This is a genomic window from Clostridium sardiniense (assembly GCF_016907995.1).
Lineage (GTDB): Bacteria > Bacillota > Clostridia > Clostridiales > Clostridiaceae > Clostridium > Clostridium sardiniense.
The window spans coordinates 43,903-69,247 of sequence record NZ_JAFBDA010000012.1 but is presented as its reverse complement, the minus strand read 5'-3'; the positions used below and the strand labels follow the sequence as shown (position 1 = coordinate 69,247).

22 protein-coding genes are annotated in these 25,345 nt (G+C 27.3%); 5 read left to right on the top strand and 17 right to left on the bottom strand.

Annotated elements, in window-relative coordinates:
* Position 1: 1 nt before the first annotated feature.
* Positions 2-394: a PqqD family peptide modification chaperone gene (locus JOC62_RS11325; protein WP_204595385.1), complete on the top strand. Its 393-nt coding sequence runs from the start codon at positions 2-4 to the stop codon at positions 392-394.
* 60 nt (positions 395-454) lie between these two features.
* On the opposite strand, the gene JOC62_RS11320 is transcribed toward JOC62_RS11325, so the two are convergent.
* Together JOC62_RS11320 and JOC62_RS11315 are read right to left on the bottom strand one after the other, a co-directional pair.
* Entirely contained in the window at positions 455-901 is a 447-nt protein-coding gene (locus JOC62_RS11320; protein WP_204595384.1) for a DUF4829 domain-containing protein, read from the bottom strand.
* A gap of 177 nt (positions 902-1,078) precedes the next feature.
* A complete protein-coding gene (locus tag JOC62_RS11315) occupies positions 1,079-2,107 on the bottom strand; it encodes a DNA polymerase beta superfamily protein (RefSeq protein ID WP_204595383.1) in 1,029 nt (342 codons plus the stop codon).
* Positions 2,108-2,231: 124 nt separating this feature from the next.
* Here JOC62_RS11315 and JOC62_RS11310 point away from each other — a divergent pair, with 124 nt between their 5' ends.
* The gene (locus tag JOC62_RS11310; protein WP_204595382.1) at positions 2,232-2,870 is read left to right on the top strand and encodes a lactate utilization protein; all 639 of its coding nucleotides are present in this window, start codon (positions 2,232-2,234) and stop codon (positions 2,868-2,870) included.
* Positions 2,871-2,958: 88 nt separating this feature from the next.
* Here the strand turns inward: JOC62_RS11310 and JOC62_RS11305 are convergent, their stop codons facing one another.
* From JOC62_RS11305 to JOC62_RS11255, 11 genes are all read right to left on the bottom strand, one after another.
* The gene (locus JOC62_RS11305) at positions 2,959-3,573 is read right to left on the bottom strand and encodes a PH domain-containing protein (RefSeq protein WP_204595381.1); all 615 of its coding nucleotides are present in this window, start codon (positions 3,571-3,573) and stop codon (positions 2,959-2,961) included.
* A gap of 114 nt (positions 3,574-3,687) precedes the next feature.
* Entirely contained in the window at positions 3,688-4,113 is a 426-nt protein-coding gene (locus JOC62_RS11300; RefSeq protein ID WP_204595380.1) for a hypothetical protein, read from the bottom strand.
* 165 nt (positions 4,114-4,278) lie between these two features.
* Positions 4,279-9,612: a discoidin domain-containing protein gene (locus JOC62_RS11295; RefSeq protein ID WP_204595379.1), complete on the bottom strand. Its 5,334-nt coding sequence runs from the start codon at positions 9,610-9,612 to the stop codon at positions 4,279-4,281.
* A gap of 241 nt (positions 9,613-9,853) precedes the next feature.
* Positions 9,854-10,840 carry a GH25 family lysozyme gene (locus tag JOC62_RS11290; RefSeq protein ID WP_204595378.1) on the bottom strand — a complete coding sequence of 329 codons (987 nt, stop codon included), beginning with the start codon at positions 10,838-10,840 and terminating at the stop codon, positions 9,854-9,856.
* Positions 10,841-11,012: 172 nt separating this feature from the next.
* Positions 11,013-12,338: a 6-phospho-alpha-glucosidase gene (locus JOC62_RS11285; protein ID WP_204595377.1), complete on the bottom strand. Its 1,326-nt coding sequence runs from the start codon at positions 12,336-12,338 to the stop codon at positions 11,013-11,015.
* A gap of 220 nt (positions 12,339-12,558) precedes the next feature.
* Complete coding sequence (locus JOC62_RS11280; RefSeq protein WP_204595376.1) at positions 12,559-13,071, bottom strand: hypothetical protein; 513 nt, start codon at positions 13,069-13,071, stop codon at positions 12,559-12,561.
* Positions 13,072-13,130: 59 nt separating this feature from the next.
* A complete protein-coding gene (locus JOC62_RS11275) occupies positions 13,131-14,717 on the bottom strand; it encodes an alpha-glucoside-specific PTS transporter subunit IIBC (protein ID WP_204595375.1) in 1,587 nt (528 codons plus the stop codon).
* Positions 14,718-15,009: 292 nt separating this feature from the next.
* On the bottom strand, positions 15,010-15,786 hold the full coding sequence (locus JOC62_RS11270) for a MurR/RpiR family transcriptional regulator (RefSeq protein ID WP_204595374.1): 777 nt from the start codon (positions 15,784-15,786) through the stop codon (positions 15,010-15,012).
* A 37-nt stretch (positions 15,787-15,823) separates the two neighbouring features.
* Positions 15,824-16,375: an N-acetyltransferase gene (locus JOC62_RS11265; protein WP_204595373.1), complete on the bottom strand. Its 552-nt coding sequence runs from the start codon at positions 16,373-16,375 to the stop codon at positions 15,824-15,826.
* A gap of 190 nt (positions 16,376-16,565) precedes the next feature.
* Positions 16,566-17,216, bottom strand: coding sequence for a DUF975 family protein (locus JOC62_RS11260; protein WP_207758183.1), 651 nt, complete (start codon positions 17,214-17,216; stop codon positions 16,566-16,568).
* Positions 17,217-17,473: 257 nt separating this feature from the next.
* Complete coding sequence (locus JOC62_RS11255; protein WP_204595372.1) at positions 17,474-18,538, bottom strand: DUF2776 family protein; 1,065 nt, start codon at positions 18,536-18,538, stop codon at positions 17,474-17,476.
* 491 nt (positions 18,539-19,029) lie between these two features.
* On the opposite strand from JOC62_RS11255, the gene JOC62_RS11250 reads away from it, so the two are divergent.
* Complete coding sequence (locus JOC62_RS11250) at positions 19,030-19,791, top strand: 5'-methylthioadenosine/adenosylhomocysteine nucleosidase (RefSeq protein ID WP_204595436.1); 762 nt, start codon at positions 19,030-19,032, stop codon at positions 19,789-19,791.
* 130 nt (positions 19,792-19,921) lie between these two features.
* Here the strand turns inward: JOC62_RS11250 and JOC62_RS11245 are convergent, their stop codons facing one another.
* The 4 genes from JOC62_RS11245 to JOC62_RS11230 form a co-directional block, all read right to left on the bottom strand.
* On the bottom strand, positions 19,922-20,479 hold the full coding sequence (locus JOC62_RS11245; RefSeq protein WP_207758182.1) for a DUF4352 domain-containing protein: 558 nt from the start codon (positions 20,477-20,479) through the stop codon (positions 19,922-19,924).
* A gap of 427 nt (positions 20,480-20,906) precedes the next feature.
* Positions 20,907-23,081 carry a histidine kinase dimerization/phospho-acceptor domain-containing protein gene (locus JOC62_RS11240; protein ID WP_204595371.1) on the bottom strand — a complete coding sequence of 725 codons (2,175 nt, stop codon included), beginning with the start codon at positions 23,079-23,081 and terminating at the stop codon, positions 20,907-20,909.
* Positions 23,068-23,772, bottom strand: coding sequence for a response regulator transcription factor (locus JOC62_RS11235; protein ID WP_204595370.1), 705 nt, complete (start codon positions 23,770-23,772; stop codon positions 23,068-23,070). The genes JOC62_RS11240 and JOC62_RS11235 overlap by 14 nt, the downstream gene beginning before the upstream one ends.
* A 280-nt stretch (positions 23,773-24,052) precedes the next feature.
* On the bottom strand, positions 24,053-24,493 hold the full coding sequence (locus JOC62_RS11230) for a GNAT family N-acetyltransferase (protein ID WP_204595369.1): 441 nt from the start codon (positions 24,491-24,493) through the stop codon (positions 24,053-24,055).
* Positions 24,494-24,616: 123 nt separating this feature from the next.
* On the opposite strand from JOC62_RS11230, the gene JOC62_RS11225 reads away from it, so the two are divergent.
* Both JOC62_RS11225 and JOC62_RS11220 read left to right on the top strand, forming a co-directional pair.
* Positions 24,617-24,889, top strand: coding sequence for a hypothetical protein (locus JOC62_RS11225; protein WP_204595368.1), 273 nt, complete (start codon positions 24,617-24,619; stop codon positions 24,887-24,889).
* Positions 24,890-24,901: 12 nt separating this feature from the next.
* A complete protein-coding gene (locus tag JOC62_RS11220; RefSeq protein ID WP_204595367.1) occupies positions 24,902-25,234 on the top strand; it encodes a hypothetical protein in 333 nt (110 codons plus the stop codon).
* Positions 25,235-25,345: the final 111 nt, after the last annotated feature.

Below are 25,345 nucleotides of genomic sequence, written 5' to 3'. Positions count from 1 at the left end.
TATGGCTAGTTCTTTAAATAGTAATAAAAGAAAATCAAAAACTGAAAAAAAAGCTAATTATAACTTTTTACTTTATGTACCTGAGATTAAACATGATAATTGGAAGCTTGTAGATAACAAAGTAGTAATTTATTTTTCTGTTAAAGATCCTGTAAAAAGATTTGTAGGATGGCTTTACAAAACATCACCTACTTGTGATATAACATTTGACGACTTATGTTCAAAAGCTTGGCTTCTTATCGATGGTAAAAGATGTATATATGATATAGCTAAAATAATGGCTACCGAATGTAACGAAAGTTTAGATGGTTCGATTCATAGAATTGTACCATATATGCATCATATCGCAAAAAAAGGTTGGGTATCATTTAAAGAAGTAAAAAAAGTAAGCTAAAAAATAGAGTATGGGTAAAACCCATACTCTATTTTATCTATCACTTTATTTTTAATATAGTTACTTATTTATATTTATTACTTCTTTTATCTTCCAACCGGTTAGCTTACCTTCTCTAGTAACTATAAACTTTTTGTTATATGTTCCAGTCTTCTCTTTATATGTTTTGCTATTTGCTTTAACTTCTACATCATATTTTACATTAAATATTAAAATATTGTCTCTACTTATATCACTATCTGTTAGTCCAACATTTTTTAAATAGTTATCATATTCCTTATTGTCCTTCACTCTTTTTAAATCTTTTAGCTCTATCTTTTTTATGCTATCTATATAGCTAAAATCTATTTTATCTCCATTTACATAGCATTTTGCTAAATCTTCTTTGTTATGTGAATTCTCATATCTAAATGAATCCTCTATAACTATCTCTGGTCTATTAATCCCAATGTAAAAAGATATAAATACAAGTATTACCCCAACTACAGCAAAAATCAATTTCTTCATATAGTTTAATCCCTTCCTTTTTCTTTTAAATTTCTTTACATCTAATAACAATACTATAAATTATTATAATTAATCCCATATCAAAACATATTATCACATCATATACATAATAAGTAAAGAAAATAATACAAATTTATATTAAATTTTATTATTATTATTTTCCTTTTAATTCATATACTAAACACTTTGAAATGATTTCACTACACTTTTATTTATCTCTATTGTAAGTTCCTTTATTTCATTTATATAAGCCTTTTCTGGTAAAGCTGTATTTTCATAAGCATATTTAAAATCTTTCTCTAATTTATCTACCATTAGAAATATTTCATCATATGAGTATACCCCATTTCTTATGTCTAATAATAAATTTCTATCCTTTTCTCTATATGTGTTTATTCCCTTACCTTCTAATATTTCTTTACCCATAAGTAATAATCTAACTAGATGCATTGAATGTTTATTAAGATGAAGTGTATCTTTTTTAGAATTTCTTTTATTTAATTTATCATAATCCTTAACTACCATATTCATCTCAGATAACATTCCTTTGATATCTCTTAATGGAAATCCTTTGATATTTATATCTATAAGTATCTCTTTTTCATTATTATACTTACTATTATCTATATAAAGATTTAAATTGTCTTCACTTAAATCTCTATACCTATCTTCAAATGTACTCATCTGTTTCTTTATACTTCCTAATATGTGTCTTTCTTTTTCTTCCTTTGGATACTCATCTCTAGCTAATGCATTTTGAAGTCTTCTAAGCTGCTGTATTGCATATCCTCCAAAGGAAGCATAAGCTTTTTGCGATAAAAATAATTCTCTATTATCCCTTATTAATTTTCCTTCTTTACTTTGTATAAATAGATGTTCATCTTTAGTTCCAAGCATTTCTATAACATTTGGATTTACATTTACTAAAAGATTTATTATTTGCTTTAATGGATAAATTACTAAATCTAACTCCTTATCTTCATAAGGTCTATCTATACAATTCATAGTTAATATCTCTTCATATGTGTTTAAACATATACCTCTTACATCAAAATCACTTTCATGCTCTTTAGTGTGTATATCTGTGCCATAAGCATAACTCCCCCCAGTAGTTAAAAGTATTATATTATCTCCTAATTCCTTTTTATTTCTTAAAATATCATATTCTTTTGAATTAATCTTATCTTTCATATCTTTTATATTCATAAGCCTATATCTCCATTTATTTTCTTTAATTATATAAAATATAATATTATAATGTAAACATTTAAGTTTACTATTAGTAGTTTACCAAATTATTGATGTATAATTATTTTGGAAGGTGGTTTTTATGAATAAAATTAAAAAGTGGAAAATGCAATGTGATGCTAAAGAGATTGTAAAAATATTAAATGATTATAATTATAATGCTATTTACTTAGAATCAAGTGACTTAGTAAAAGAAAAGGTGCTAGAGTTAATTCCTAAAGGCTCATCAATAGCTTTGGGTGGATCAGTTACTCTAGATGAACTAGATATTATTCCTGAATTTAGAACTTCAGATTATAAACTTTTTGACCGTTATATAGATGCTCCATTTAGTGAAATTGTTGAAATTATGAGAGAATCAATGACAGCAGACTATTTAGTTACTAGTACCAATGCTATAACTAGAAATGGTGAGCTTGTAAATACAGATTCAGGTGGAAATAGAGCTGCGGGTATTTTATTTGGACCTAAAAATGTAATTATAGTTGCTGGTGTTAATAAGGTAGTTGATGATTTAAATTCTGCCTTTAAAAGGATTAATGAAGTTGCGATAATGAATGCTAAACGTATTAATCATAAATGTCCTTGTACGGAAGATGGAAAGTGCCATGATTGCTCCGTAAGAGGTAGAATATGCAATTTCACTTCTATAGTTCATAATGGTATGAAGTTTAAAGGAAGAATAACTATTATAATCGTTCCAGAAGAATTAGGTTTTTAAATTATAATTAGTAAATCGGTTAACAAGAATTGCATAATTATTTTTAAAATTAAAGGTGTAACTTTTAGAGCTACACCTTTAATAAAATTTAATTTTCTATATATTTTTTAAATACATCACTAAAATCTTTTACAACATAAGTATTTCTAGAGCCAGTCATCCAGTTGTAAGCAAACTCTGTTATCGCCTTCATTTCTGCATTAACATCAATTCCTTCTTTTCTAGTATTAGTTAAGACCCTCTCTGCCATTTCTAAACTCTTATATGATATATCTAATCCAATTGTATTTTCATGAGTTAATTCTTGAATTTTAATTAAAGCTTTATAAAGATCCTTTAATTGTTCTAGTTGTTTCTTATCTACATCAATTGAAAAGAATTTATCTCCAATACTAAACTTTATCTCTACATCTAAGTCTACAGTTCCTGCTGTTTCTAAACTTACATTGTCTATTTTATATTTATAATAATCATATCTATATAAATTTCTCTTTTTACTAATTGCATTTTGTCCATCAACATGAATAAGTGCTTTATTTGTAAAACAATATTCATCTGATTTTGATTTTATTAGAAAAAATATCTTTTCTCCATCTTCATTAAAAGTATAATCATCTGAATCAACCTTATGATAATCACTTGGTGATATTATCTTTCCTATATCTGATAATCCTAATGCATCTGATGCTATTTTAGTAAACATAAATCCACTTCCTTTTAATTTCATTAATAATTTTAATACTATATATTCTTTTCTATAATGTCAATTAATATATTCCCCTAATACTAAAAAGTATTTTTATACTTAAATTATATATTATATCTCCAAAATACTTTTTAGTATATTTTGATCCATTTTAAATCTATCATATCCTTTAATTTTTTCTTCAAGAAAATAATTTAACTCATCTAGAGTATATTTTTCTTTACTATTTTTTATATTTATAACTTCTTTTACAAAGGCTTTAAATGACTTTAATGATTTTGCTAATATCTTCTCTTCTTCTTCATCATATAATTGGATTACTGGATACCCTTCTTTATTGGTATCAATAAAGAAAACATCTCCTAATAAATCATTATACCCTATTATTCTCCAGCCATCTTTCCAAACATCAATTTCCTCTTCAGCATCCATTTGCGCATCTTCTAGATCTTCCAACTCATATAGAACAAAAGTTAATTTATACTGTAATGGCTGAAATATTTCGTAAATTTCCTCTATTTCTTTATCAAAATCCATATAAATCCTCCTTTTATTAAAGCTTTTCTGTTATACCTATATAATTCATATATGGTTTTAATTGTAAATGATTTTGACCAGAATATCTAGCTTTAAAATATTAAATTTAAATTCCTATAAAAAAGGATTTTTAATGGAATATTCCTTAAAAATCCTTTCTTGTTATTACTTATTTATCTTTCTTTTTCTATCATAAAAGAATAGTACAAATCCTACTCCTATTAGTATTACAGCAACTGCAATCATACCAGTATTATTAAATCCTGTAGATGGTATATTACCTGCATTTCCTGATCCATTATTTATTCCAGGAGTTGTTGGATTATTTGGTTTATTTGGCTTATTTGGTATGCTTGGTTTATTAATCTTAACAAGTTTATCTATAGCCTTATTTAGTTCATCTATTACTTTATCAACTTCTTTTTGTGTTGCTTCATTATTTGTCATTACAAGTCTAGCTGACTCTAAAGCTTTTAGTAATTTATCAAAACTTTCTTCTGTATAATCATCTTTATTAAGCTTTAATGCTTCTTTTAATAATTCTTGTAACTTTTCTTTATCTACCTCATTAGGATTTCCTGGTTTTTCAAGTTGTTCCATTGCTTTTTCTAAAGCTTTTATAGCATTTTCTATCTCTTTATCTGTTGCTTTTTCATTATCCATAACTGATTTTGCTGATTCTAAAGCTTTTAAAACTTTATCGAAGCTATTTTGAGTATAGTCTTCTTCCTTTAATGCTGATGCTTTATCTATAGCCTCTTTTAATTTATCTTTATTTGGTTTCTCTGGTTTTTCTGGTTCGCTAGAATCTTTTTTAACAGTAACTGTACACTCTGCTGTAAATCCTCCATCTACTGATGTAACTAATATCTTAGTTGTTCCAGAGTCAATAGCTGTAATAACACCATCTTTTACAGATGCTACCTTTTCATCAAGACTACTCCAAATAATATTTTTATTAGTTGCATTTTCTGGAGTTATATTAGCTTTAATAGTTTCAGTGCTTCCCTTTTTTAATTCTACTGAAGTTTTATCTAACTTAATTCCTGTTACAGGTATTACTGGAGGTTCTTCAGCTTTTACTGTAATTTCAGTTGTAGCCTCTTTATTTCCTTCAAGAGAAGTAGCTGTTATTGTGGCTTTTCCAGCATTAACTCCTTCTATCATAGTTTTTATTCCATCATCTGTTTTTATCTTATTTATTTTGACTATTGCTTCATTACTACTCTTAAGAGATACATATTGATTTGTAGCTTCTTTTGGTAATACATAAGCTCCAAATTCTAATATTTCTCCAATTTTTATTTCTGATGGGTTTTCTTTATTAAACTGGACTGATTCAACCTCTAAAGTTCCATCATTCTTTCTTTCAACATCTACTTCTGCTATAGACGCCCATTTATTATATCCTTCTAGAACTCTTATTTCTATTTTATCTGCTAATACTTCTTTTCCTCTTAATTCAAATATATTTGTTGATCTATCTTTTATATTTTCTGCTCCACCTGCTCCAATTAAAGCTTCTTCTTCTCCATTTATTGCATAAACTTCATACTTTTTAATTACACCATTGTCTCCTGTCTTTCTTGGTGTTATACCTAATTTTGAAATATGAGTTTTCTTATTAAACTCAATTGTCAATACTTGTTCTTCTACTGGTGGTACTGGATCAAACCATGGTGTATGCCACATCGTATCTATATTACCATCAATAGCCTTAGCTGCTGTATCACCGCCGCCAGTTTCTTCTGACGTTGCTGTAGCTTTCATTTCATTTTTTGCTACATTTTCATATACTGGTTTAAGTTCTGGAATCTCATCTTCAGGATTTAATACTTCTCCAATTGAATCTTTGCTCGTATAATCTGTTCCAACTACTCTTGAATCATTTACCTTAAGATCAAATTCAGTATCTACCTTAGCCTTTATTTTAAATGTTCCAAGTGTTCCATCATTATTAATAGGTGGTATATTTCCTCTATTAGAAAGCGTTGTAACTAACATAGTGCCCTTATCATCTGTTTTAAGTGATGATACATTATCCATATTTTTAGTTAAACCTGATTTTACAAATACAACATCCTTACCACAGCTTCCTGTACAGTTAACTAATTCATATTTATCACTATTTAACTTAATAAAACTATCAAATGCATAAACATCCTTTAAGTTTGTACCAACTAATTTAACTTCAATTTCTTCTCCCTTCTTTAGAGATTTTTTCTCTGGAAGAAGATTTATTTTTCCTGAAACCTCATTACCTGATGGCACAAGAGTTGATCCGACCTTACTTGCTACGAATGCATAATCATAAGCATCTATATATCCATTGAAGTTTAAATCTGCTTTTTCAGCATAATTCCAATCATTATCTCCAATTTTAACGCCCATATAGTTGTCTATAAATACTAAATCTCCATTATCAACCCTATTATCTCCAGTATAATCACCAACTGGTGTCTTACTAGTTCCTTCAACCTTATATGGTCTAAATTCATGAGCTGCTGCAAAGTTTCCATTACCAGCTAAAGCATCAATTTTTAGATATCTAGCTTTTATAGGTTCTTCAAATTTTATTACTTTAGTGGCTCCATCATCCTTCCAAACTCCATCAGTATATAAAGGCATATAGTTTACACCATCTAAACTCATTGAAAGATTATATTTAGTAATATTCCCATTTGAACCCTTAGGTCTTGAAACATATTCAAATTTTTCTAATTCATAAATATTGCTCATATCTATAACAAACTCAGCTGGTATTCCATCTTCACCCCATTTAGTATGCCATAGAGTACCTATATCTCCATCAACAGCTTTATCAGCAGTTTCTCCTGGTTGTTCACTTGAGGCTGTTGCTTTCATTTCTTCTGCTGGAACAACATTTTTTAATAAATCTTCTATTGTTGAAACCTTTAAAGGATTACTCCACTCTGAAGCACCTTTGGAATTAACTGCTCTAACTTTAAATTCATAATCTGTTAATTCCTTTAATCCATCATGAGTATATGGAGATTTTACATTTGTATAAAGAATATTATTTATCATTAAATCATATGAAGTAGAATCTTCTACTTCATCCCATCCAACTACTATTTCTTTATCGATTACTTTAGTAGCTTTTAATGATGTAGGTACCACAGGAACTTTATCATGTTCTATATTACCTTTTGGCGCATCATTATTAAATTTATCAACTTTAACCTTTATCATATTTCTAATTGAAGTAGCCTCAGTTTTTACAAATAATATTGGTGCTGCTTTAGCTTTGTCTGGTCCCACTGTTATATTTTCATTAAAGTATGCAACATTTCCATTTGAGTTATCATATTCTTCTCTGCTATTAACTATAGTAACTGTCTTTTCTTCTCCTCCGATAGTTAATTTAATATTTTCTGGTTTAACTCTTGTATGAATTGAGAATTCATTCTTTCTTGTTTCTTGAATTCCTGAATAATTTCCTTTTGTAGGATTAACTATAAATTCAGCTTTTCCATCTCCATTCTTAGGTGCATTTGACTCTATTAAAGTCTTCGCATAAGCACCTTCTCTATGATCTCTTGACTCACCATCATCTTCATATAATTCAAATGAAGTTTTTCCTGATGGATAAATATCAAAAGTAATTGGATGATCTTTATCTGCTACAACTTCACTTGCATAATTTGATTCTGGATACATAGGTATTATAGCTCCATTTTTAACAAATAGAGGTAACTTCCAAAGTGGTGCATCAAAATTATTTATAACTTGTCCACCATTGTATTGTTCTCCAGTAAAATAATCTATCCATACTTGATTTTCATCTGGAAGATATATTTCATTCCAAACTTCTGTATCCTCATAAACTGGAGCAACTAGAAGATTCTTTCCAAGCATATATTGGTATTGAGTTTCTGTTCCAAAAGTATATGGATCTTCTGGATACTCCCAAACCATACCTCTCATAATAGGCGCACCTGTTTTATAACTTTCATTAGCATAAGTGTACATATAAGGAAGCATTCGTGATTTTAACTTTAAATAATCTCTATTTATACTTGTATACGGTTCTCCTTGTATCCAAGGTTGCTTATCATTTGCAGCCCAACCTGACATATTTAAAGTAGTTGGAGTAAATGCCTTCCATTGAAGATCTCTAGTATAAGTTTTAGCAGATCCTCCAAATATACCATCAATATCAGATCCTATATATGGCATACCTGACATTCCACCACCAATATAAGTTGGTATATGCATTCTAATATATTCCCAATCTCCACTTTGATCTCCTGACCAAACTGCAGCATTTTTTTGAGTTCCTGCCCATCCACAAATACTTACAACATATGATCTAGCATCTGAATTATTTTCTATTCCTTTATTTGTTGATTCAACGGCATCAAAGGCAAATTCATATCCAGGCCCTACCCATGCTACATCTGTTTTTATTGCCCTTACTCCATATTCTTTAACCTCTGTTGCAAGTTTATCTAAAGCGTTCTCTGTCCAAAGACCAGTCTTAAATCCTGATTTAGCTGCCTCATCTACAAACCCTTTAAGATCAGTATATCCACATCCATATCCGTCATTTGGAAGAATAACACCTCTTGGCATATCATTATCTACATATCCCTTTACAACTTCTAATCCATCCATTGTATCTTTATAACAGTCTGCATCAATTCCATAGAAACTATAATTTGGCATAAGTTGTGGTCTACCTGTTAATTCAGTATATCCATTCATAACTTCATCAAAAGATCCACCAGCAAAGTAAAATGCATCAAATCTATTTTCATCATGAGTCATTGTTGCAGTTTTCTTAAAATCATATTGTCCTGGTTTAAATGTATTTCTAAATACACCATAACCGTTACTACTCATATAGAATGGTACTGGATTTGATACTGAACCATCATTCCAATGAGATATTTTTAATTTTACATCTATTTTCTTATTCTTATGTGAGAAGTATCCATTTTGAACTCCTCCACCATAAAATTGTTCTGTATCAGCTGTTTTTAATGTTTGAATAGTTTTCCTGCCATTATACTTTAACGGTGCTTCTTCCTCCCATATAACTGATTTATTATCAGATTTATATAATGCTAATCTCATGGGAGATTTATATACTCTAAGAACAACTTTTTCTGTAGTTATTTTATAATAATCTCCAACATCCTCTTTATTAACATTTACATTACCATGTTCTTTTATAAATTCTTCTTCTGTTTTATCTATTATCTTTCCTCTTGTAGGATCATCAAAGTCTTTATCTGGATCCATCCATAATCTAAATAAGTCGTTTTTATAAAAAGTTATCTTAACCTCTTCATTTTCAAGCTTTATTGTAACTTCATTATCATCTTTAGTAACCTCCTTGACATCCCCTAATGTCTTGTAATCATCTTCTGCTGCTTTTGCTACTTTAATATTTAAATTAGCAATAGTCATAAAAGTAAAAATAACTAACATAAGTAGCGAGACTTTCCGACTTTTCTTTTTTAAGCTTTTCATACTACTCCCCCCTCTATTTTTGATACTTACTTAGAATATGTCTTAGTAATTTTAAAAATAGCTATACATAAATTAATTTATTTAATACTAAGCAGTATCTAATCCTGTACTCATATAATAGATATTTGTTATATATTCCAATACATTATATGTAAGTATTTTTTAATCATGTTTAAAATATTTTCTAATACTAATAATATTTTTCAAATAAAAAAGGTGATGAAAAATCATCACCTTTTCTTTATTTACTAAATAATCGTCTCCAAGTATTCTTTCCAACTATTCCATCTATAGATAATTTCTTATCTTTTTGAAAGCTTTTTATAGCGCTTTCTGTACTATCACCAAACACTCCATCTACACCAAACTTCCCAATTGAATATCCATTAGCTACTAATCTTCTTTGTACTATTTTTGTAATATTACCTCTTGCTCCTTTTGATAAATTGATACTCGCATTAAGGGTCTTATCACCAAAATATCCATCTACTTTTAAATTTGCTCCAACTTGTTTATTGAGTTCTTTTTGCAAATCACTAACTATACTTCCACTTATACTAACTTCCCAAAGTTCCTTTTTAGCATTACTTGATGAATTTGAAGAATTAGAATTATTGTTTGATCTATTTATAAATATATCATCAGTAAACTCATTTGCATCACAATTACCACTAACTCCACGAATTTTAGCTTTATCAGTATATTGGAATCCTACCCAATCAGACCATATCCCGTTATCACCTGGAGTATTAACATCATAATGCGCTATCCATAGTGGATATTTTTTAAGCCTATTATCTAATTTACTTTTTGCAAAATATGTGTAAGTATATATAATACACTCATATCCGCTTAAAGATTTAAATTCGTTTAAAAATTCAATACATCTATCTGTTACACCTTTTGCATTTCTTCCTTGATTCTCTTTTTCTATATCAAGAACTGGAATTACATCAAATTTCTTATCTTTTATGACGTTCCAAAAATCCTTTGCCTGATCTTTTGGATTAGTTGTATCACTCATGAAATGATAAAAACCTATCTTAAGCCCCTGATTTTTTGCACCTTTATAGTGTTCATCAAGTCTTTTATCTACAAAGTTAATTCCTTCTGTAGCCTTTATTATAACTACTTCTATTCCGTCACTTTTTACTTTAGAAAAACTTACATTTGCTTGCCAATTGCTAATATCTATTCCTCTTATATTATTTGTATTTTTACTCTTCATAAAATCACCTCTTATAAATTATTAATATATGACCAAAGCCTTAAATGCCACCTTAATCAAACTATTATATAATCTATATATGCAAATCTAGTAAAATCCTATATATTAAATTTAAAATTAATAAAATAAGCTTAGGTGAATTTACCTAAGCTTATTTTTAATATATATATAATTATTTTAATTCTGGCCAGTACTCTTTATTTACTTCAATTAAATCATCCAATATATCTCTTGCAACTTTTGCACTTGGTACAGTTTTTGATAAAGTTATTGCTTGCCATAACTTTTGATATGATTTTTCTATCCATGCTTCTACAACAAGTTTTTCAACAGATACTTGCTGTTCCATTAACCCTTTTTGGAATTGTGGAATAGTCCCTATTCTAACTGGTTCCGGTCCATTATTTCCAACTAAGCATGGAATCTCAACCATTCCTGTCTTATCAAAGTTTTCTATTGCTCCATTATTCTCTACTATTAAAAGCATTCTTTCTTGAGTGTTATATGATATAGCTCTTGCTAAATCAACTATATATGAAGCATGTTCATCTATGTGTAATTCACATCCTTCTGTTGAACCTCTTTCAACAACTTTTCTACATTCTCCAAAGACAAACTTTTCTCTTCCATCCATAACTTCATTTGCTCTTGTATATTCTTTATCTGAATGCTCAACCACATAATCTGGGAATAAATAATATTTAAGATATGTGTTTGGAAGATAATCTTTATCAAGTTCTAATATATCTTTAGCCTTTCTAAATGTATCATTCCAACTCTCATCAGTATGCTGATGTTCATCAACATTAACTTCATATCCATGTTTTAATACATGTTCTCTAATTATTGGCATTAAATCATTTCCTTCTTTATCAGTAATGCTTGACCACCATCCAAAATGATTTAATCCAAAATATTTAACTATCATATCTTTTCTTGATTTAAGTCCTGCAATTTCAGCCATATGTCCTTCTATTCCAATTGGCATATCACATATATTTAAAATTTTAGAATTTGGTTTTAATCTACGAGTTGCTTCAGCTACAATTGCCGCTGGATTTGAGTAATTAAGCATCCATGCATTAGGTGAGTATCTCTCCATGTATTCTAGAATCTCTAATATTCCACCTATTGATCTCATACCATAAGAAATCCCTCCTGGTCCACATGTTTCTTGACCTACAACTCCATGCTTTAAAGGAATTTTTTCATCTAATTCTCTCATTTTATATTTTCCAACTCTTATGTGAGCCATTACAAAATCTACATCAGTGAAGGCTTCTTCTGGATCAGTACTTGCTAAAAATTCTATATCACTTGCTTTTTCTCTCAAGATTATTTCACAGGCTTTAGCAATTGTATCTTGTCTTTCTTCATCATTATCATAAAATTTAATTTTTCTTATTGGGAATTTGTCCAAATTATCTAATAACATTAACACTATGCCTGGTGTAAAAGTGCTTCCCCCACCTGCAATAACTACTGAAAATTTCTTCATAAAAATTCCTCCCTTTTTTAACCCATTTATTTTAATATTGTTTATGTCTTTATACTATCAGAGCGAATTCCCATAAACAATGGATTTTAGCCACTTAGGGAGTAGTCTCAGTTCTTGTTAATTAGTATCATTTACTGTGAATTTTCACTATCTTTAATTTAATATTTACAAAACAAAAAGTTAGACTACTTAATAAGTAACCTAACTTTAAATATATTAACTATTTTAATTTTACTGTTATGAATAAGCACATTAGGCATATAAGAAAAATAGTACTAGAGCTTGCAATCCTTGAAATAGCATACCTATAATTAATTATTCTAACAATATGTTTTTTACTTATACTATTCCATTTAAAATTTCTATACAAAGTTATACTTAATAGTATAACTACAACTATATTAAATACAAATACTTGTGCTATTGTAAGAATTAATAAATTAATTTTTATAATCTCTTTATCTTTTCCTTCATCTATATCTTTTAATATTACTTTGCATAAATACCCACAAAAAGGATTTATCATTGCGATTATAAATGCAATATTTAGCAGCGGATCTTCAGAAATTGCTCCTACTAAATCTCCACCTATCATTGTTGTACTCATATATAAATATATTAAAAACAATATAGGAAAGACTATAAATAGTACCATTGCTAATTTTAAGCTTCCATATTTTTTTGAATTATCAGTTATAGACTTACTATCTATAATTCCAGTGTATTCTCTCATATTTATCCTCCAAACTACTTATTCATTTAGTATTCCAAATTAAAATAAATTTATTTATGTTAATCTAATAATGCTTCGAATTTTTCTCTAACTGTTGGCACAGACAATCCAACTATAACTTGCACTGCCTTTCCATTAATAACCAGACCATGTGCTCCTACACTTTTAAATACGCTTGCATCTTCTATTATTGTTTCATCTTTAACTGATATTCTAAGTCTTGTAGCACAATTAGTCACATCAATAATATTATCTTTTCCTCCTAATGCTTCTAGAAATTTTTCTGCTTTACTTACATTTATATCTATTCCCTTTTCCTTTAATTCTTCATTTCCTGCTCCCTTTTTATTTTTATAATCTGCTTTACTATAAAGCTTTGTATCTTCAGTTTCTTCTTCCCTTCCTGGAGTAGTAAAGTTAAACTTTAATATTAAATATCTAAATACAATAAAATAAATTACTGAGAAAATAAGACCAACTATTATTTGAGTAATATAAGTATCTGAATGATATTTATATAAAGGTATCCAATTAAGTGCCGCCCAATCAATAAGTCCACCACCAAAGTTTCCTACAACCCCTAGCGCAAATGATACTGCTGATAAAGTTGCCGCAAGTAGCGAATGTACTAAAAATAAAACTGGTGCTATAAATAAAAATGTAAATTCTAAAGGTTCAGTTATTCCTGCGACAACTGCCGTTAATGTAGCTGGTATTAAAAGTCCTAATACAATTTTTTTCTTATTTGGTTTAGCTGTAACATATAATGCTCCTGCTATACCAATTGAACCAAATACTTTAGATAATCCATGTAGCGCAAATCCACCTGCTGGAAACATTTCCTTTAGACTTTGGGCTGATGTTGCAAATTCATTTAAATGAGTTGCCCAATAAACATTTATTCCTCCTTCTACAACAGCTGCATCAAAAATAAAAGGTGAATAGATAAAATGATGTAATCCTGTTGGTAGTAAAATTCTCTCAAGGAATGTATATACCCATACTCCTATAACTCCAGATGATGTCAAGAATCCTTGAAGCTCTCCTATCATTCCTTGTACCTTTGGCCAAATAAATGCCATGATTAATGCAACTGGGATAATTACAAAGAATGATATCATAACAACAAAAGAAGACCCTTTAAAAGTTCCTAAAAATTCTGGAAGATCTGTATCAAAATATTTATCATGTAAATATACAACTATTCCAGATATTAATATTGCACCTATCATACCAGTATCTAATGTTTTTATTCCAGCAATAAGCGTTAGCCCACTACCTCCACCAACTTCTGCTGCAAAGTTAACTCCAAAATTTTCTCCCCAAAGTGATAAAAAAGCACCTAAAAAATAATTAAATGTCAGATATACTACAAGAGATTCCATACATGCACGAGCTTGTTGTTTCTTTGCAAGACCTATAGGAAGTCCAATTGCAAATAGAAGTGGCAATTGTCTAAATACAGTCCAAGCACCCTCCTCAATAATAATCCAGCCCTTATACCATAGCCCGTTAGGGTCTGCCAAGGAACCTATTATTTCAGCATTTTTAAATAATATTGATAATCCTACCATAATACCAGCAAAAGCAAATAACAATACTGGCGTAAACATAGCTCCCCCAAAACGTTGTATTTTTTGCATCATAACTTTTATTCTCTCCCATCTATAAAACTCTTTATTAACATGAGAGGTACCTCATATTCAAGATATTACCAATTAAATTAAACGTTATCAAGACTTTTGGAGCATATAGGTACCCATTCTCACATATTGTGATTTCTCTCTTTATTAGTGATTTTTCACACAATTTAAATTTTAACTACTTTAATAACTTTAAATTCAAGGCAATACTAATAAATTTCATGTATTACTTAATTATTCTCTTCAAAAAAATAAAAGTAAGCTTTTAATTGCTTACTTTTATTTGCTGTTATTTTTAGTTGTTAATTAAAACATCTTCCTTACGTTTACTCTTATACACACTATATTTTACAAATAATATCTCTACTAATATGAAAAAGGCTGTTGTTGCTTCGTATTCCCTTTCGGTTCCAATATTAAGCATAGATGTTGTTATGTATATATTTTCTTTGCTTAATCTTGCTAATTCATTATTTTTAAGCTTTGTTATTGATATTATTGGTACATTTCTTAAGTTTAAGCCCTTTGCAAAATTTATTATATGATCTGATTCTCCAGTTAAAGAAATCAATATTATAAGATCATCTGAAGAGATAGTTCTTAATAGCATTTCCGTCTCATCTCCACCATCTACAATATAAAAACATTCTTGACCTGATAAAAATATTCTCTTTATTTCCTGTGCTACTGATGTTTGAACAGCTCCTGTCCCATATACAAACACCCTTTTTGCTTCATAAATCATTCTGCATATTTTAGTAAAATCTTTCTGTCTCATATCTTCAATAGATCTATTAAAGTCATTACAAATCCTATTTATTATATCTTCTTCAATATAATTATTTTCATCAAGTTCCCATCTTAAATATGTTTTAAGCTCACTATATCCCTTTAGTGATAGCTTTTGTGCAAATCTTAATATTGTTGTTCTTGAAACATTACACTTTGCTGCTAATTCATCAATTGTTAAATTAGTACATTCTTTTTTATTATTAAATATATACTTCCATATGTGCATATCATTATGATTTAATTTATCATAATGCTTATTTATAAGTTCCTCAAGCCTCATACTCAATCCTCCCATACCTAATACAATTATATCAAATCTATAACTGCTTCACTAAAATATATCTTCTCATACCACCATATTTAAGCTTTTCTTTCTGTACTTCATATCCTAATAATAAAAAATTCTTTAGACTAAAATGATTGTTTGGTGATACTGTTGCACACATAATAGATGTTTTATTTAATTTCCCTATCTCTTCTAATATCTTGCAAAGTTTTTCTTGAAGTCTATTTCCCCTATATTCCTCACTTACTATTATTGATTCAATTTGTCCTATAGTTAAAAGCTTCTCTCCTTTAATATCTATATCATGTCCATAATTATTTTTATCATATTTAAAATTCCCATAAACTCCAAGAGCTATTAATTCTTCATTCTTTGTTAGACATCCAATAACCTTTCCTTTTCCATTAATTATTTCTCTAAATTCATTTTCTGAAGTTAGGGCATACAATTCTTTATTATCAATATTATCAATGATATTATTTTGAAGTGTCATAATTTTATGAATATAAGTCTCATCTAATTCTTTAATTTCTGCTATTATATTTAATCCATCTTTTCTTTTTAAATTTATAAGTGTTTTCATCATTCACTCCCTTACTTTCTAATTCTATTTATAATTAAATATATTCATTTTACCATTTATCTATATATTTTACTATTTATTCAATTAATTTTCTTGTTTTATATAATATCTTATCTAAAAAATGCTTTAATTTAAAAAGCTGATTTTGTAAAATACAAAATCAGCTTTCAAAATAACTATAATTTTATTTTTATAATTTAGTAAATCTATTTTCTTCTTTTAATTTCATGTAATAATTTGCTTCTGTTATACCTTGATATGGAGCTACCCATAAAGCACCTATTCCGCATGTTATTAATGAAACTATCCACCATCCAATAAAGCTTAATTCTAGTACAAAGTAATCCCATTTATAACCTTTCATTAATCTAGCACTTTCCTCTAAGCATTGAGTTATAGATTTTTCATTATCTTCACTTAAGATATAATATACTTGTGAGAACATAAGAGATAGTATAATTCCTGGTACTATTAATAATATTAAACCTATAGCAACAGCTATTCCCATAAGTAAATATAATCCTAAAGTTTTTAGATAAATATTAAAATTTGAGAATAAATCTCCAAGGCTTGCATTTTCATGTCTAACTAAATTTAATGAAAATTTACTAATACCAACTGAAACCAGTCCTCCAAGTAATAAAGCTATTATATTTATAGAAATAGATAAACCATAATAAGTTGATAAAGAAGAATCTATAAATGGTAGTCTATCAATTGTCTTTTCAAATCCTGATGAACTTATTATTATTCCATAAATTAAAAATGTTAATACTGCAATTCCCCAATTTCCCCTTAATTGTTCCTTTGCCATAGTTTTAATTTCACTTCTACTAATCATTATTATCTCCTCCGTTTATTTTTATATATTATATGCTTATATTATATACTATATTTTTCCTACATAAAAGGTATTATATAACTCTTTTTATATTATTAATAATTATTTAATATTTTTTTTTATACTCTTTATTTTTATTAATAGTCATACTTACATATTATTTTATAAATTATATTTTTATACTACGAAAATAAGCCTAAAGGATTTATCTCCTTTAGGCTTATCAGTATTAAATACTTATATATTTAATATTTATATCATTCAACTTGTTTTGATGTTCCACTTTCTAATATTGAAACTATTGAGAATAATGTAAAGCATACAGCTCCAAGTCCTACCATAACACGCGCTGGAACAAAGTATGCAGCATTAAATTGTGCAGCTTCTAATAAAAATGCTGCTAAAAATAAGCAAATAAGTGCTGTTATTACTGGTATTAATGGTATTCTATTACCTAATGCACAAGATTGGCGCCATACAGCGGCAAGTAATATTACCTTACTTGAAATACTATAGCATACAAATCCAAGTCCAATCATTACATAGCCTGGAGCAATCCAAGCTGGGCTCTTACATACTATAAGTATTATAATACCCCATACTAAATCTATTGTACCCATTAAAATTACGAATTTACTCCATTTCCATCTTTCTTTATTAGAGAATACATTTTGTATTTGTCTAACAATAGTTACTACTAATGCAATTAAACTTGCACATATTAGTGATATTCCTATTACTACATGAGCTGCTACAAAATGTGGTGTTATTTCTTCACTAAATATTAAATATACTCCTCTTGCAAGTCCAACTATTGTACAAATTATAGGAACAGCTATTAATGCTTTAGCCTGACCACTTGTGAATCCACCTTTTGGTTTTTCTCCTGGTTTTAAAGCATCTTCATTTTTAGTTATCATAGAAAATTTAGTCGAAGATGTTGCAACTGTTGCTACACAACAGGTTATTAATCCTACAGCAAATATTATATTTCCTGATACAAAATAAGCTGCATTATCTCCTGCTGTTCTCCAAAAATAAATACCTGCAATAACTGTAAAAATTCCACTTGCATAACCTATTATAGGTAATATCCATTTATAAAAGTTATTATATTTATTTATTATTTGTCTTATGATTGTCGCAGCAGTTGTAAATAATGCAATACATATTGCTGTTAAAAATATAAGAACATGTCCTGCAACAATAAATCCTGTTCCCGTTGCTTGTTTTAATGCATTAACATAAAAACCATATCCTAAACATACAGCACCCATTAATAGTGGTATTGCACGAAACAATATGCTAATGTAAATATTCATAATTATCCCTCCAATTTTTATAAATTCAGTGGATAAATAAAAGTTAAAATATTATTTTATCAAATATTTATTTTAATTTTTATTTATTCATTGTATTAATTTTATAATATTTACACTTATCTCTAAGTACTTCTTAATTTTAATGCTACTTATAATTCAAGTCAAAGAACGAAACATGAATGTTTTTAAATAATTACTAATCGAATTTGGAGAAGTTGTAAACTTACCTATAAAAACTACTATTTTTTCATTTTTACCTTTTTATTACAATAGGTTTTTATTTTATTTTTACATTTTTATAGTAAAAAAGATATTTACTGAACTTTTTTTAATAAACTTGTTGTTTTATTCGTGTTTTTCCAGTATAATAACTTTCGTATTACGAATATTATATGTAAAATCATATTTATAATTCGTAATTGTACATATTAAATCTTATTTAGGGGGACAAAATTTTGAAATTACAAAAGAGATTATTAATATTAATATCTATGATATTAATAACATCAACTACTTTCCTTGGCTGTAGCAATTCATCAAAATCTGCTACTAACACAAAGGAAACTATAGGTATTATAGGAGCTATGAATGAGGAACTTGAAGTTCTTTTAAAAGATATGAAGGATACTAAAGAAGTTAAGAAAAATGACTTAACATTTTATGAAGGAAACTTATGGGGAAAGCCTGTAGTTGCTGTAGTATCAGGTGTCGGTAAAGTTAATGCTGCATCATGTGCACAAATATTAGTAAGTGAATTTAAAGTTAATTCATTAATAAATATTGGTGTAGCTGGTGGAGTATCCAAAGATATATATCCAGGGGATATCGTTATAGGAGATACTTATGTTCAACATGATGTGGATACATCAGTATTTGGTGATAAGGTTGGACAAATTCCTAGAATGGATGTTTATGATTTTAAAGCTGATGAAAGATTATTAAATTTAGCTATCGAAGCTACAAAAGATCATAAAGATATTAAATCTCATGTAGGAAGAATAGTATCAGGAGATCAATTTATTGCAAGTCATGATAAGGTAGCTGAGATTGAAAAGAATTTTAATGCTTCTGCTGTAGAAATGGAAAGCGCAGCTATTGCTCAAGTTGCATATCTTAATAATGTTCCATTTGTAATCATCCGTTCAATTTCAGATAATGCAAATAACGGTGCAACAATGGATTATAAAGAGTTCATTCCAATTGGAGTTAAAAATTCAACAGCTATATTAAAATCTATGTTTGAAAAAATGTAAAATTAATAACTACACCATAACATAATGAGGATATATAAGTTTAATACTAAACTTATATATCCTCTTTTTAATATCATTTATATCCTAATATATTATAAATAAAAGCCGATTAAACCGGCTTTTATTTTAATTAATTTAATTTAACTATTACTTGTCCACTTGAAAGTAATGAACTATCAAATTGCAATTCTAATCCTTTTTCTCCTTTTGGCGCTTCAACAATATATTCACCAGTTATTTTTCTTCCTGGAGCTACTTTACCATCTAATTGACCTTTTTGATTTTCAGTAATTGCCTGATTACATGATCTTCCATCTTTATCAACCACTTTAAACATCATGACAGATGAAACTGCTTGTTCTTCTTTTGAAGTATTTTCAACAGTTACATCAACTTTTACAAATTCATTTCCTTTTTGTGGTTTAACGAATTCACTTCCGTTACTTGTAGTTATTTTATTAACCTTTATTTTAAAATCCTTTGTTTGTATAGTGTCTCCAACTTTAAAAGTTTGTGTTTCATTAGACTTCTCTTTCTTTGAGTTATCTGATGAATTGCTAGCTGTATTTGATGAACCATCAACTTTAGTTGGTTTGTTTGAACCAGCTTGTACTGCCCCTATTATAATTATTACTACTATTAGCCAGAACCACCATCTTTTAAATATTGACTTCTTCTCTTTTGACATTATTATTCCTCCTTAGTGTAAATACAAGAATATCTTACCATAGTAAATAATTACATTTGTTAACAACTTATATACATTTTGTATAGATTTATTTAATTTTATTAATTATTTTATAAAAACCTTACAATAACACTCTTCTAAAAAAAATTATGGCAATATCAATTGTATTACCATAAAATATTAATTATTTAATTCTTATTTTCTTTCTGCAATTAATTTTAATAATACTTATAAGTTTTCTTCTATAGATTTATTTTTATAAAACTTCTTGCTTTAATTCTATCTTCGAATTTTAATAATGAATATTTAAATACCTTATTTGCTAGAATTATATAATTATTCTATTTATCTCTTCCATAATCAATATAGATTTAATATATATTAAAATAAATATATAAACTATTTTACTTTATACAAAAATTTAAATCTAGTTTATATTAAATTCTATCATTACCTTAAATAAGTCTCCATCTAAACTTATATTAAAAGTTCCACCTTGAAGTTCAACAAAGCTTTTTGCTATTGCAAGTCCAAGACCAGAGCCTTCCGTATTACGGGACTTATCGCCTCTAACGAACCTCTCTACTATTTCCGCTTCTCTAAAATCTAGTTCATTCTCTGATATATTTCTTAAGGTTATTTGAACTTTATCTTCCCTTTTTATAACATCAATATATGCTCTTGAATTTTTCATAGAATACTTAGTTATATTCAGTATAAGATTTTCAAAAACTCTAAAAGTTCTTTGACTATCTAAAGGTAAGATTATCTTTTCTTCTTGATGATTAAACTTAAACTTTACAGTTGATTCTTTTATTTTATCATTAAGTTCTATCATAGTTTGCTTTATTAAAGATATTATATCAACGTCTATTATATTTAAATTTATATTTCCACTAGATGCTTTGCTCATCTCAAATAGATCTTCAATTAAAACTTTAAGCCTTTGAGATTTTTTATCTAATGTTTCTATATATTGTTTTTTCTTATTCTCATCTTCTTCACTTTTTAATAAATCTACATAAGATATTATTGATGTTAATGGAGTCTTTAGATCGTGGGATACATTAGATATAAGTTCAGTTTTCATATTCTGACTTTTAACTTCTTCATCTACAGCTTTCTTAAATCCACCTTGTATCTTTTGAAGTTCATCTTTTAATTCATTAAACATACCCAAGTCTTCATCAACCTTAAAGTCTAAATTTCCGTTTGACATCTCATGTGTTTGTTTAAGTAATCTTTTATAATTTGAAGATATCTTCTTTTCAGATCTTTTAAGTATTATAAACATTATTACTAAGTAAATTGAAAATATTGATAATACTATTAAATATCCTCCGCCTCCAAAGGTATATGCACATATTACAACTATATAGAAAATCATACATATAATAATAAAATTAATCACTATTATTACAAATATTTTTTTATTGTTCTTCTCTCTTAAATCTATATTTCTAACATATTTAAATAGTTTACCTAATCCTTTATTAATTTTACTAAAGAATTTAACTAATAATATATTTTGTTTAAAATATCTTTTTACTCCTTCTTTAAATATATATTTAATATATATTACTTCATAGAATATATAAGTAAAGCATATAAACCAATAGAATATATTTGCAATATACACAAAAACATTTTTAGTTTCATTAGATACTGAAAGATGTGAAGAAAAAACAAATGTATCTTCTATAGTTTTAAGCATAATGGAACTTGGTGCTTGTATTATTAAAAACAATATAAATGCAGTAAGTAATATATTTATTTCAAACGGTAGCTTTTTAAATATCTTAAACCCAATAATTTTCTTTAATACTTTATATGGAATAAATATTGCAAGTAATATAATTATACCTAATGGTACATTTATATATATAAATGATTCAGAGTTTATTGCTTCTTCTATAGCAGTATTCGTATAATAAGCATAAGCACCTGTAGGAACTGCAAAAGCTAATGTAGCATCTTTTATAGGATTTAAGTAATTACTTGGGACTCTACTCTTTTCTGTTGCTAATTTAATATTTCTTTTAAAATTCTCCTCAGTATCTCCCCATATATCTGTTATTGTTAAATTGCCATTCTTATCAAAATCCATAATTACATAAAAATCAAAATTACTCTTTCCAAACCTTCTATCTTCATTAAAATATAATAAATCTGATATTGCAACATTTCCAGTACTAATAATAAAATCATTTTCTTTATTTTTTGTATAAGTTGCTAGCATATCGTCATGCAAATATCTCTCCCATTCTGGAAATAGACTATTATTAAATTCCTCTATAAAGTTTTCATAGTACTTATATTTATCTTTAACTAAAACATCATATTTAACTTCTTCTACTTTATCTGTATTTTCATCTACTTTATTTCCTAATATCCAAAAATAACTAGAATACATTGATCCATATATCTTTTCATAAAATTTTTCATTTCTATTGAAGTTATCAAAATTAGATCTATATTCTTCATTTATTTTAGGATACATCATGCATAATCCTATAGAAATTATCATTATAAGGCTTAAAATTATTGCACTTATCTTCTTTTTATCATTAAACTTTTCTAACTTATTATTAAATTTTTTCAAATTTATAGCCAACTCCCCATACCACCTTTAAATATTTTGGATTCTTAGGATCTATCTCTATCTTCTCCCTTATATTTCTTATATGAACCATAACTGTATCAGTACTTACAGCTTGTTCATTCCAAACCCTTTCATATATCTCCTCTGAAGAGAATACCCTTCCTGCGCTCTTCATAAGTAAATGTAATATTTTAAATTCTATTGGTGTTGTCTTTATTAAATCCCCATCTAAAGTAAGTTCTTTGCTATCTATATCAAGCTCCAATCCACCAATAATAATCTTATTTTCCTTTTCTTTTGTCTCTTCAACAACATTTAAATACTTTGCATATCTTCTAAGCTGTGAATTAACTCTAGCTAAAAGTTCTAAAGAATTAAAAGGTTTTGATACATAATCATCAGCTCCTATATTAAGTCCAAGTATCTTATCCATTTCTTCTGATTTTGCAGATAACATTATAACTGGAAAGTCATACTTTTCTCTAAGCTTCATAGTAAGTGCTATCCCATCCATAACTGGCATCATTATATCTACTATCGCTAAATGAATATTTTCTTTTTTAATTACTTTTAAACCTTCAGCTCCATTGTATCCCTTAAAAACTTTATATCCTTGATTAACTAGATATATTTCTATAGCATCAGCTATTTCCCTTTCATCCTCAACTACTAAAACATTATATGCTTTCATCTCTAAATACCCCTTTTCCTATTTTCATCCCTTTACGTCCCCATTATATAACATATTAGTAAATAAGTATTTATATTTTTAGTATATATTGTTATATTTTATATATTATTGTATTTCACTCCTTCCAATTAATATATTTATATTTTAAGGTATAATTTTAAAGATATTTTTCTAATAAATCTAAAGACTTTCTAAAGACTTTTTAAATAATAAAAAAAGAGATAAGACTAAATACAAAATGTATTATTTCTTATCTCTTTTAAAATATAATATTTAAAGATTATCTGATATTTAAAGTAACTTTTAAATATTCATCTTCTTCAAATTCTCTTTTAAATCCTTCATTTTCAAAAATCTTTATTGATATTTCATTGTCAGTACTAATAAATGCACTTACCTTTTTGATATCATCTCTATTTTCTTTAATGAAATTTACTATGTAGTGTATTAAAGCTTTTCCGTACCCCCTTCCTCTTTCATCTCTATCAACACTATAACTAATTATAGCTTCATAGTTATCTTCTGATACTTCAAAGGATACTTGACCTAGTGGAACTAAATCTTCTTCTATAACAAATAAATTATCTAATTTACTATCAAACCATGAATTAAATTCTTCTAAATCCATTTCCTTTTTATAACGTGAAAACTTTATTACATCTTCATCATTAATCCATTTAAATAATATATCAAAATCTTCTAGATGTCCTCTTCTTATCATTTTAAAACTCCCATTTCTAATTTATATTTTCTATATATAAGTATACACAATAATTATCATAAAAAAAATATATTTAACCTATTTAGCTATAGTCAGTATAATTTAATTAGGGAGGCATCTATTATGATAAATATTGATAGTTTTATTAGAACCACTATAAATACATTAAAGAAAATCAATGTGAATGATTCAATAGATATTAGACCTTTTAAGAAAGATAGAAAAATATTAATTATAAAAAATGAACATTCCTTTGATGTAATAGAAGATGGTTTTTTTCAATGTGAGTATAGAGATTTAAAACTTGATAAACTAAAGAAACTCTTAAAAACTCTAAAGAAACGTGAATTTCCAAGGAGCAGTAAATTATGGTTTAATATTATATCCTCTCATTAAGGAGATGAATAAATGAAGGAAAATATAATTATTGAAGATAATAATATCTTAAAGAAATTCTTCAAAGCAAACAAAAAATATGAAGAATTAATTATAAATAATATACTTTTTAGACTTCCAGATATAATAAAAAGTAGTCCTTACAAGATTAAAGCAGTTCAAAACTACATATATAATGGTAAAACTATCTATGAATATAAAATTCCACTAGATAATGCTATTAACTGTAGAGTTGCTTACACAAATTATAATAACAAAATTAAAGTATTTTTTATATCAAATACTATTATTAAACGTGAATTTGTAAAACTATTATCTAATATGGCTGGTGTTTCAAAATCTTAATTTAATAAAAGAACATAGCATATAAATGCTATGTTCTTTTTGGATTTTAATCTTTTGCTAATATAATTACTACAACTTCTATAATAACTATATTACTATAATAGTTTCTAA

Excerpts from the sequence above, each read along its gene's own strand:
- JOC62_RS11265 (WP_204595373.1), bottom strand. The coding sequence starts at position 16,375 with ATGAAAACACTTATAAATTTAAAAAGAAAAGATGGATTAAATATAATA.
- JOC62_RS11260 (WP_207758183.1), bottom strand. The coding sequence starts at position 17,216 with ATGATTAGTAGAAGTGAAATTAAAACTATGGCAAAGGAACAATTAAGG.
- JOC62_RS11320 (WP_204595384.1), bottom strand. The coding sequence starts at position 901 with ATGAAGAAATTGATTTTTGCTGTAGTTGGGGTAATACTTGTATTTATA.
- JOC62_RS11230 (WP_204595369.1), bottom strand. The coding sequence starts at position 24,493 with ATGATAAGAAGAGGACATCTAGAAGATTTTGATATATTATTTAAATGG.
- JOC62_RS11270 (WP_204595374.1), bottom strand. The coding sequence starts at position 15,786 with ATGAGGCTTGAGGAACTTATAAATAAGCATTATGATAAATTAAATCAT.
- JOC62_RS11250 (WP_204595436.1), top strand. The coding sequence starts at position 19,030 with ATGATATTAATAACATCAACTACTTTCCTTGGCTGTAGCAATTCATCA.
- JOC62_RS11235 (WP_204595370.1), bottom strand. The coding sequence starts at position 23,772 with ATGAAAGCATATAATGTTTTAGTAGTTGAGGATGAAAGGGAAATAGCT.
- JOC62_RS11325 (WP_204595385.1), top strand. The coding sequence starts at position 2 with ATGGCTAGTTCTTTAAATAGTAATAAAAGAAAATCAAAAACTGAAAAA.
- JOC62_RS11280 (WP_204595376.1), bottom strand. The coding sequence starts at position 13,071 with ATGAGAGAATACACTGGAATTATAGATAGTAAGTCTATAACTGATAAT.
- JOC62_RS11275 (WP_204595375.1), bottom strand. The coding sequence starts at position 14,717 with ATGATGCAAAAAATACAACGTTTTGGGGGAGCTATGTTTACGCCAGTA.
- JOC62_RS11220 (WP_204595367.1), top strand. The coding sequence starts at position 24,902 with ATGAAGGAAAATATAATTATTGAAGATAATAATATCTTAAAGAAATTC.
- JOC62_RS11305 (WP_204595381.1), bottom strand. The coding sequence starts at position 3,573 with ATGTTTACTAAAATAGCATCAGATGCATTAGGATTATCAGATATAGGA.
- JOC62_RS11290 (WP_204595378.1), bottom strand. The coding sequence starts at position 10,840 with ATGAAGAGTAAAAATACAAATAATATAAGAGGAATAGATATTAGCAAT.
- JOC62_RS11295 (WP_204595379.1), bottom strand. The coding sequence starts at position 9,612 with ATGAAAAGCTTAAAAAAGAAAAGTCGGAAAGTCTCGCTACTTATGTTA.
- JOC62_RS11245 (WP_207758182.1), bottom strand. The coding sequence starts at position 20,479 with ATGTCAAAAGAGAAGAAGTCAATATTTAAAAGATGGTGGTTCTGGCTA.
- JOC62_RS11225 (WP_204595368.1), top strand. The coding sequence starts at position 24,617 with ATGATAAATATTGATAGTTTTATTAGAACCACTATAAATACATTAAAG.
- JOC62_RS11300 (WP_204595380.1), bottom strand. The coding sequence starts at position 4,113 with ATGGATTTTGATAAAGAAATAGAGGAAATTTACGAAATATTTCAGCCA.
- JOC62_RS11255 (WP_204595372.1), bottom strand. The coding sequence starts at position 18,538 with ATGAATATTTACATTAGCATATTGTTTCGTGCAATACCACTATTAATG.
- JOC62_RS11310 (WP_204595382.1), top strand. The coding sequence starts at position 2,232 with ATGAATAAAATTAAAAAGTGGAAAATGCAATGTGATGCTAAAGAGATT.
- JOC62_RS11315 (WP_204595383.1), bottom strand. The coding sequence starts at position 2,107 with ATGAATATAAAAGATATGAAAGATAAGATTAATTCAAAAGAATATGAT.
- JOC62_RS11285 (WP_204595377.1), bottom strand. The coding sequence starts at position 12,338 with ATGAAGAAATTTTCAGTAGTTATTGCAGGTGGGGGAAGCACTTTTACA.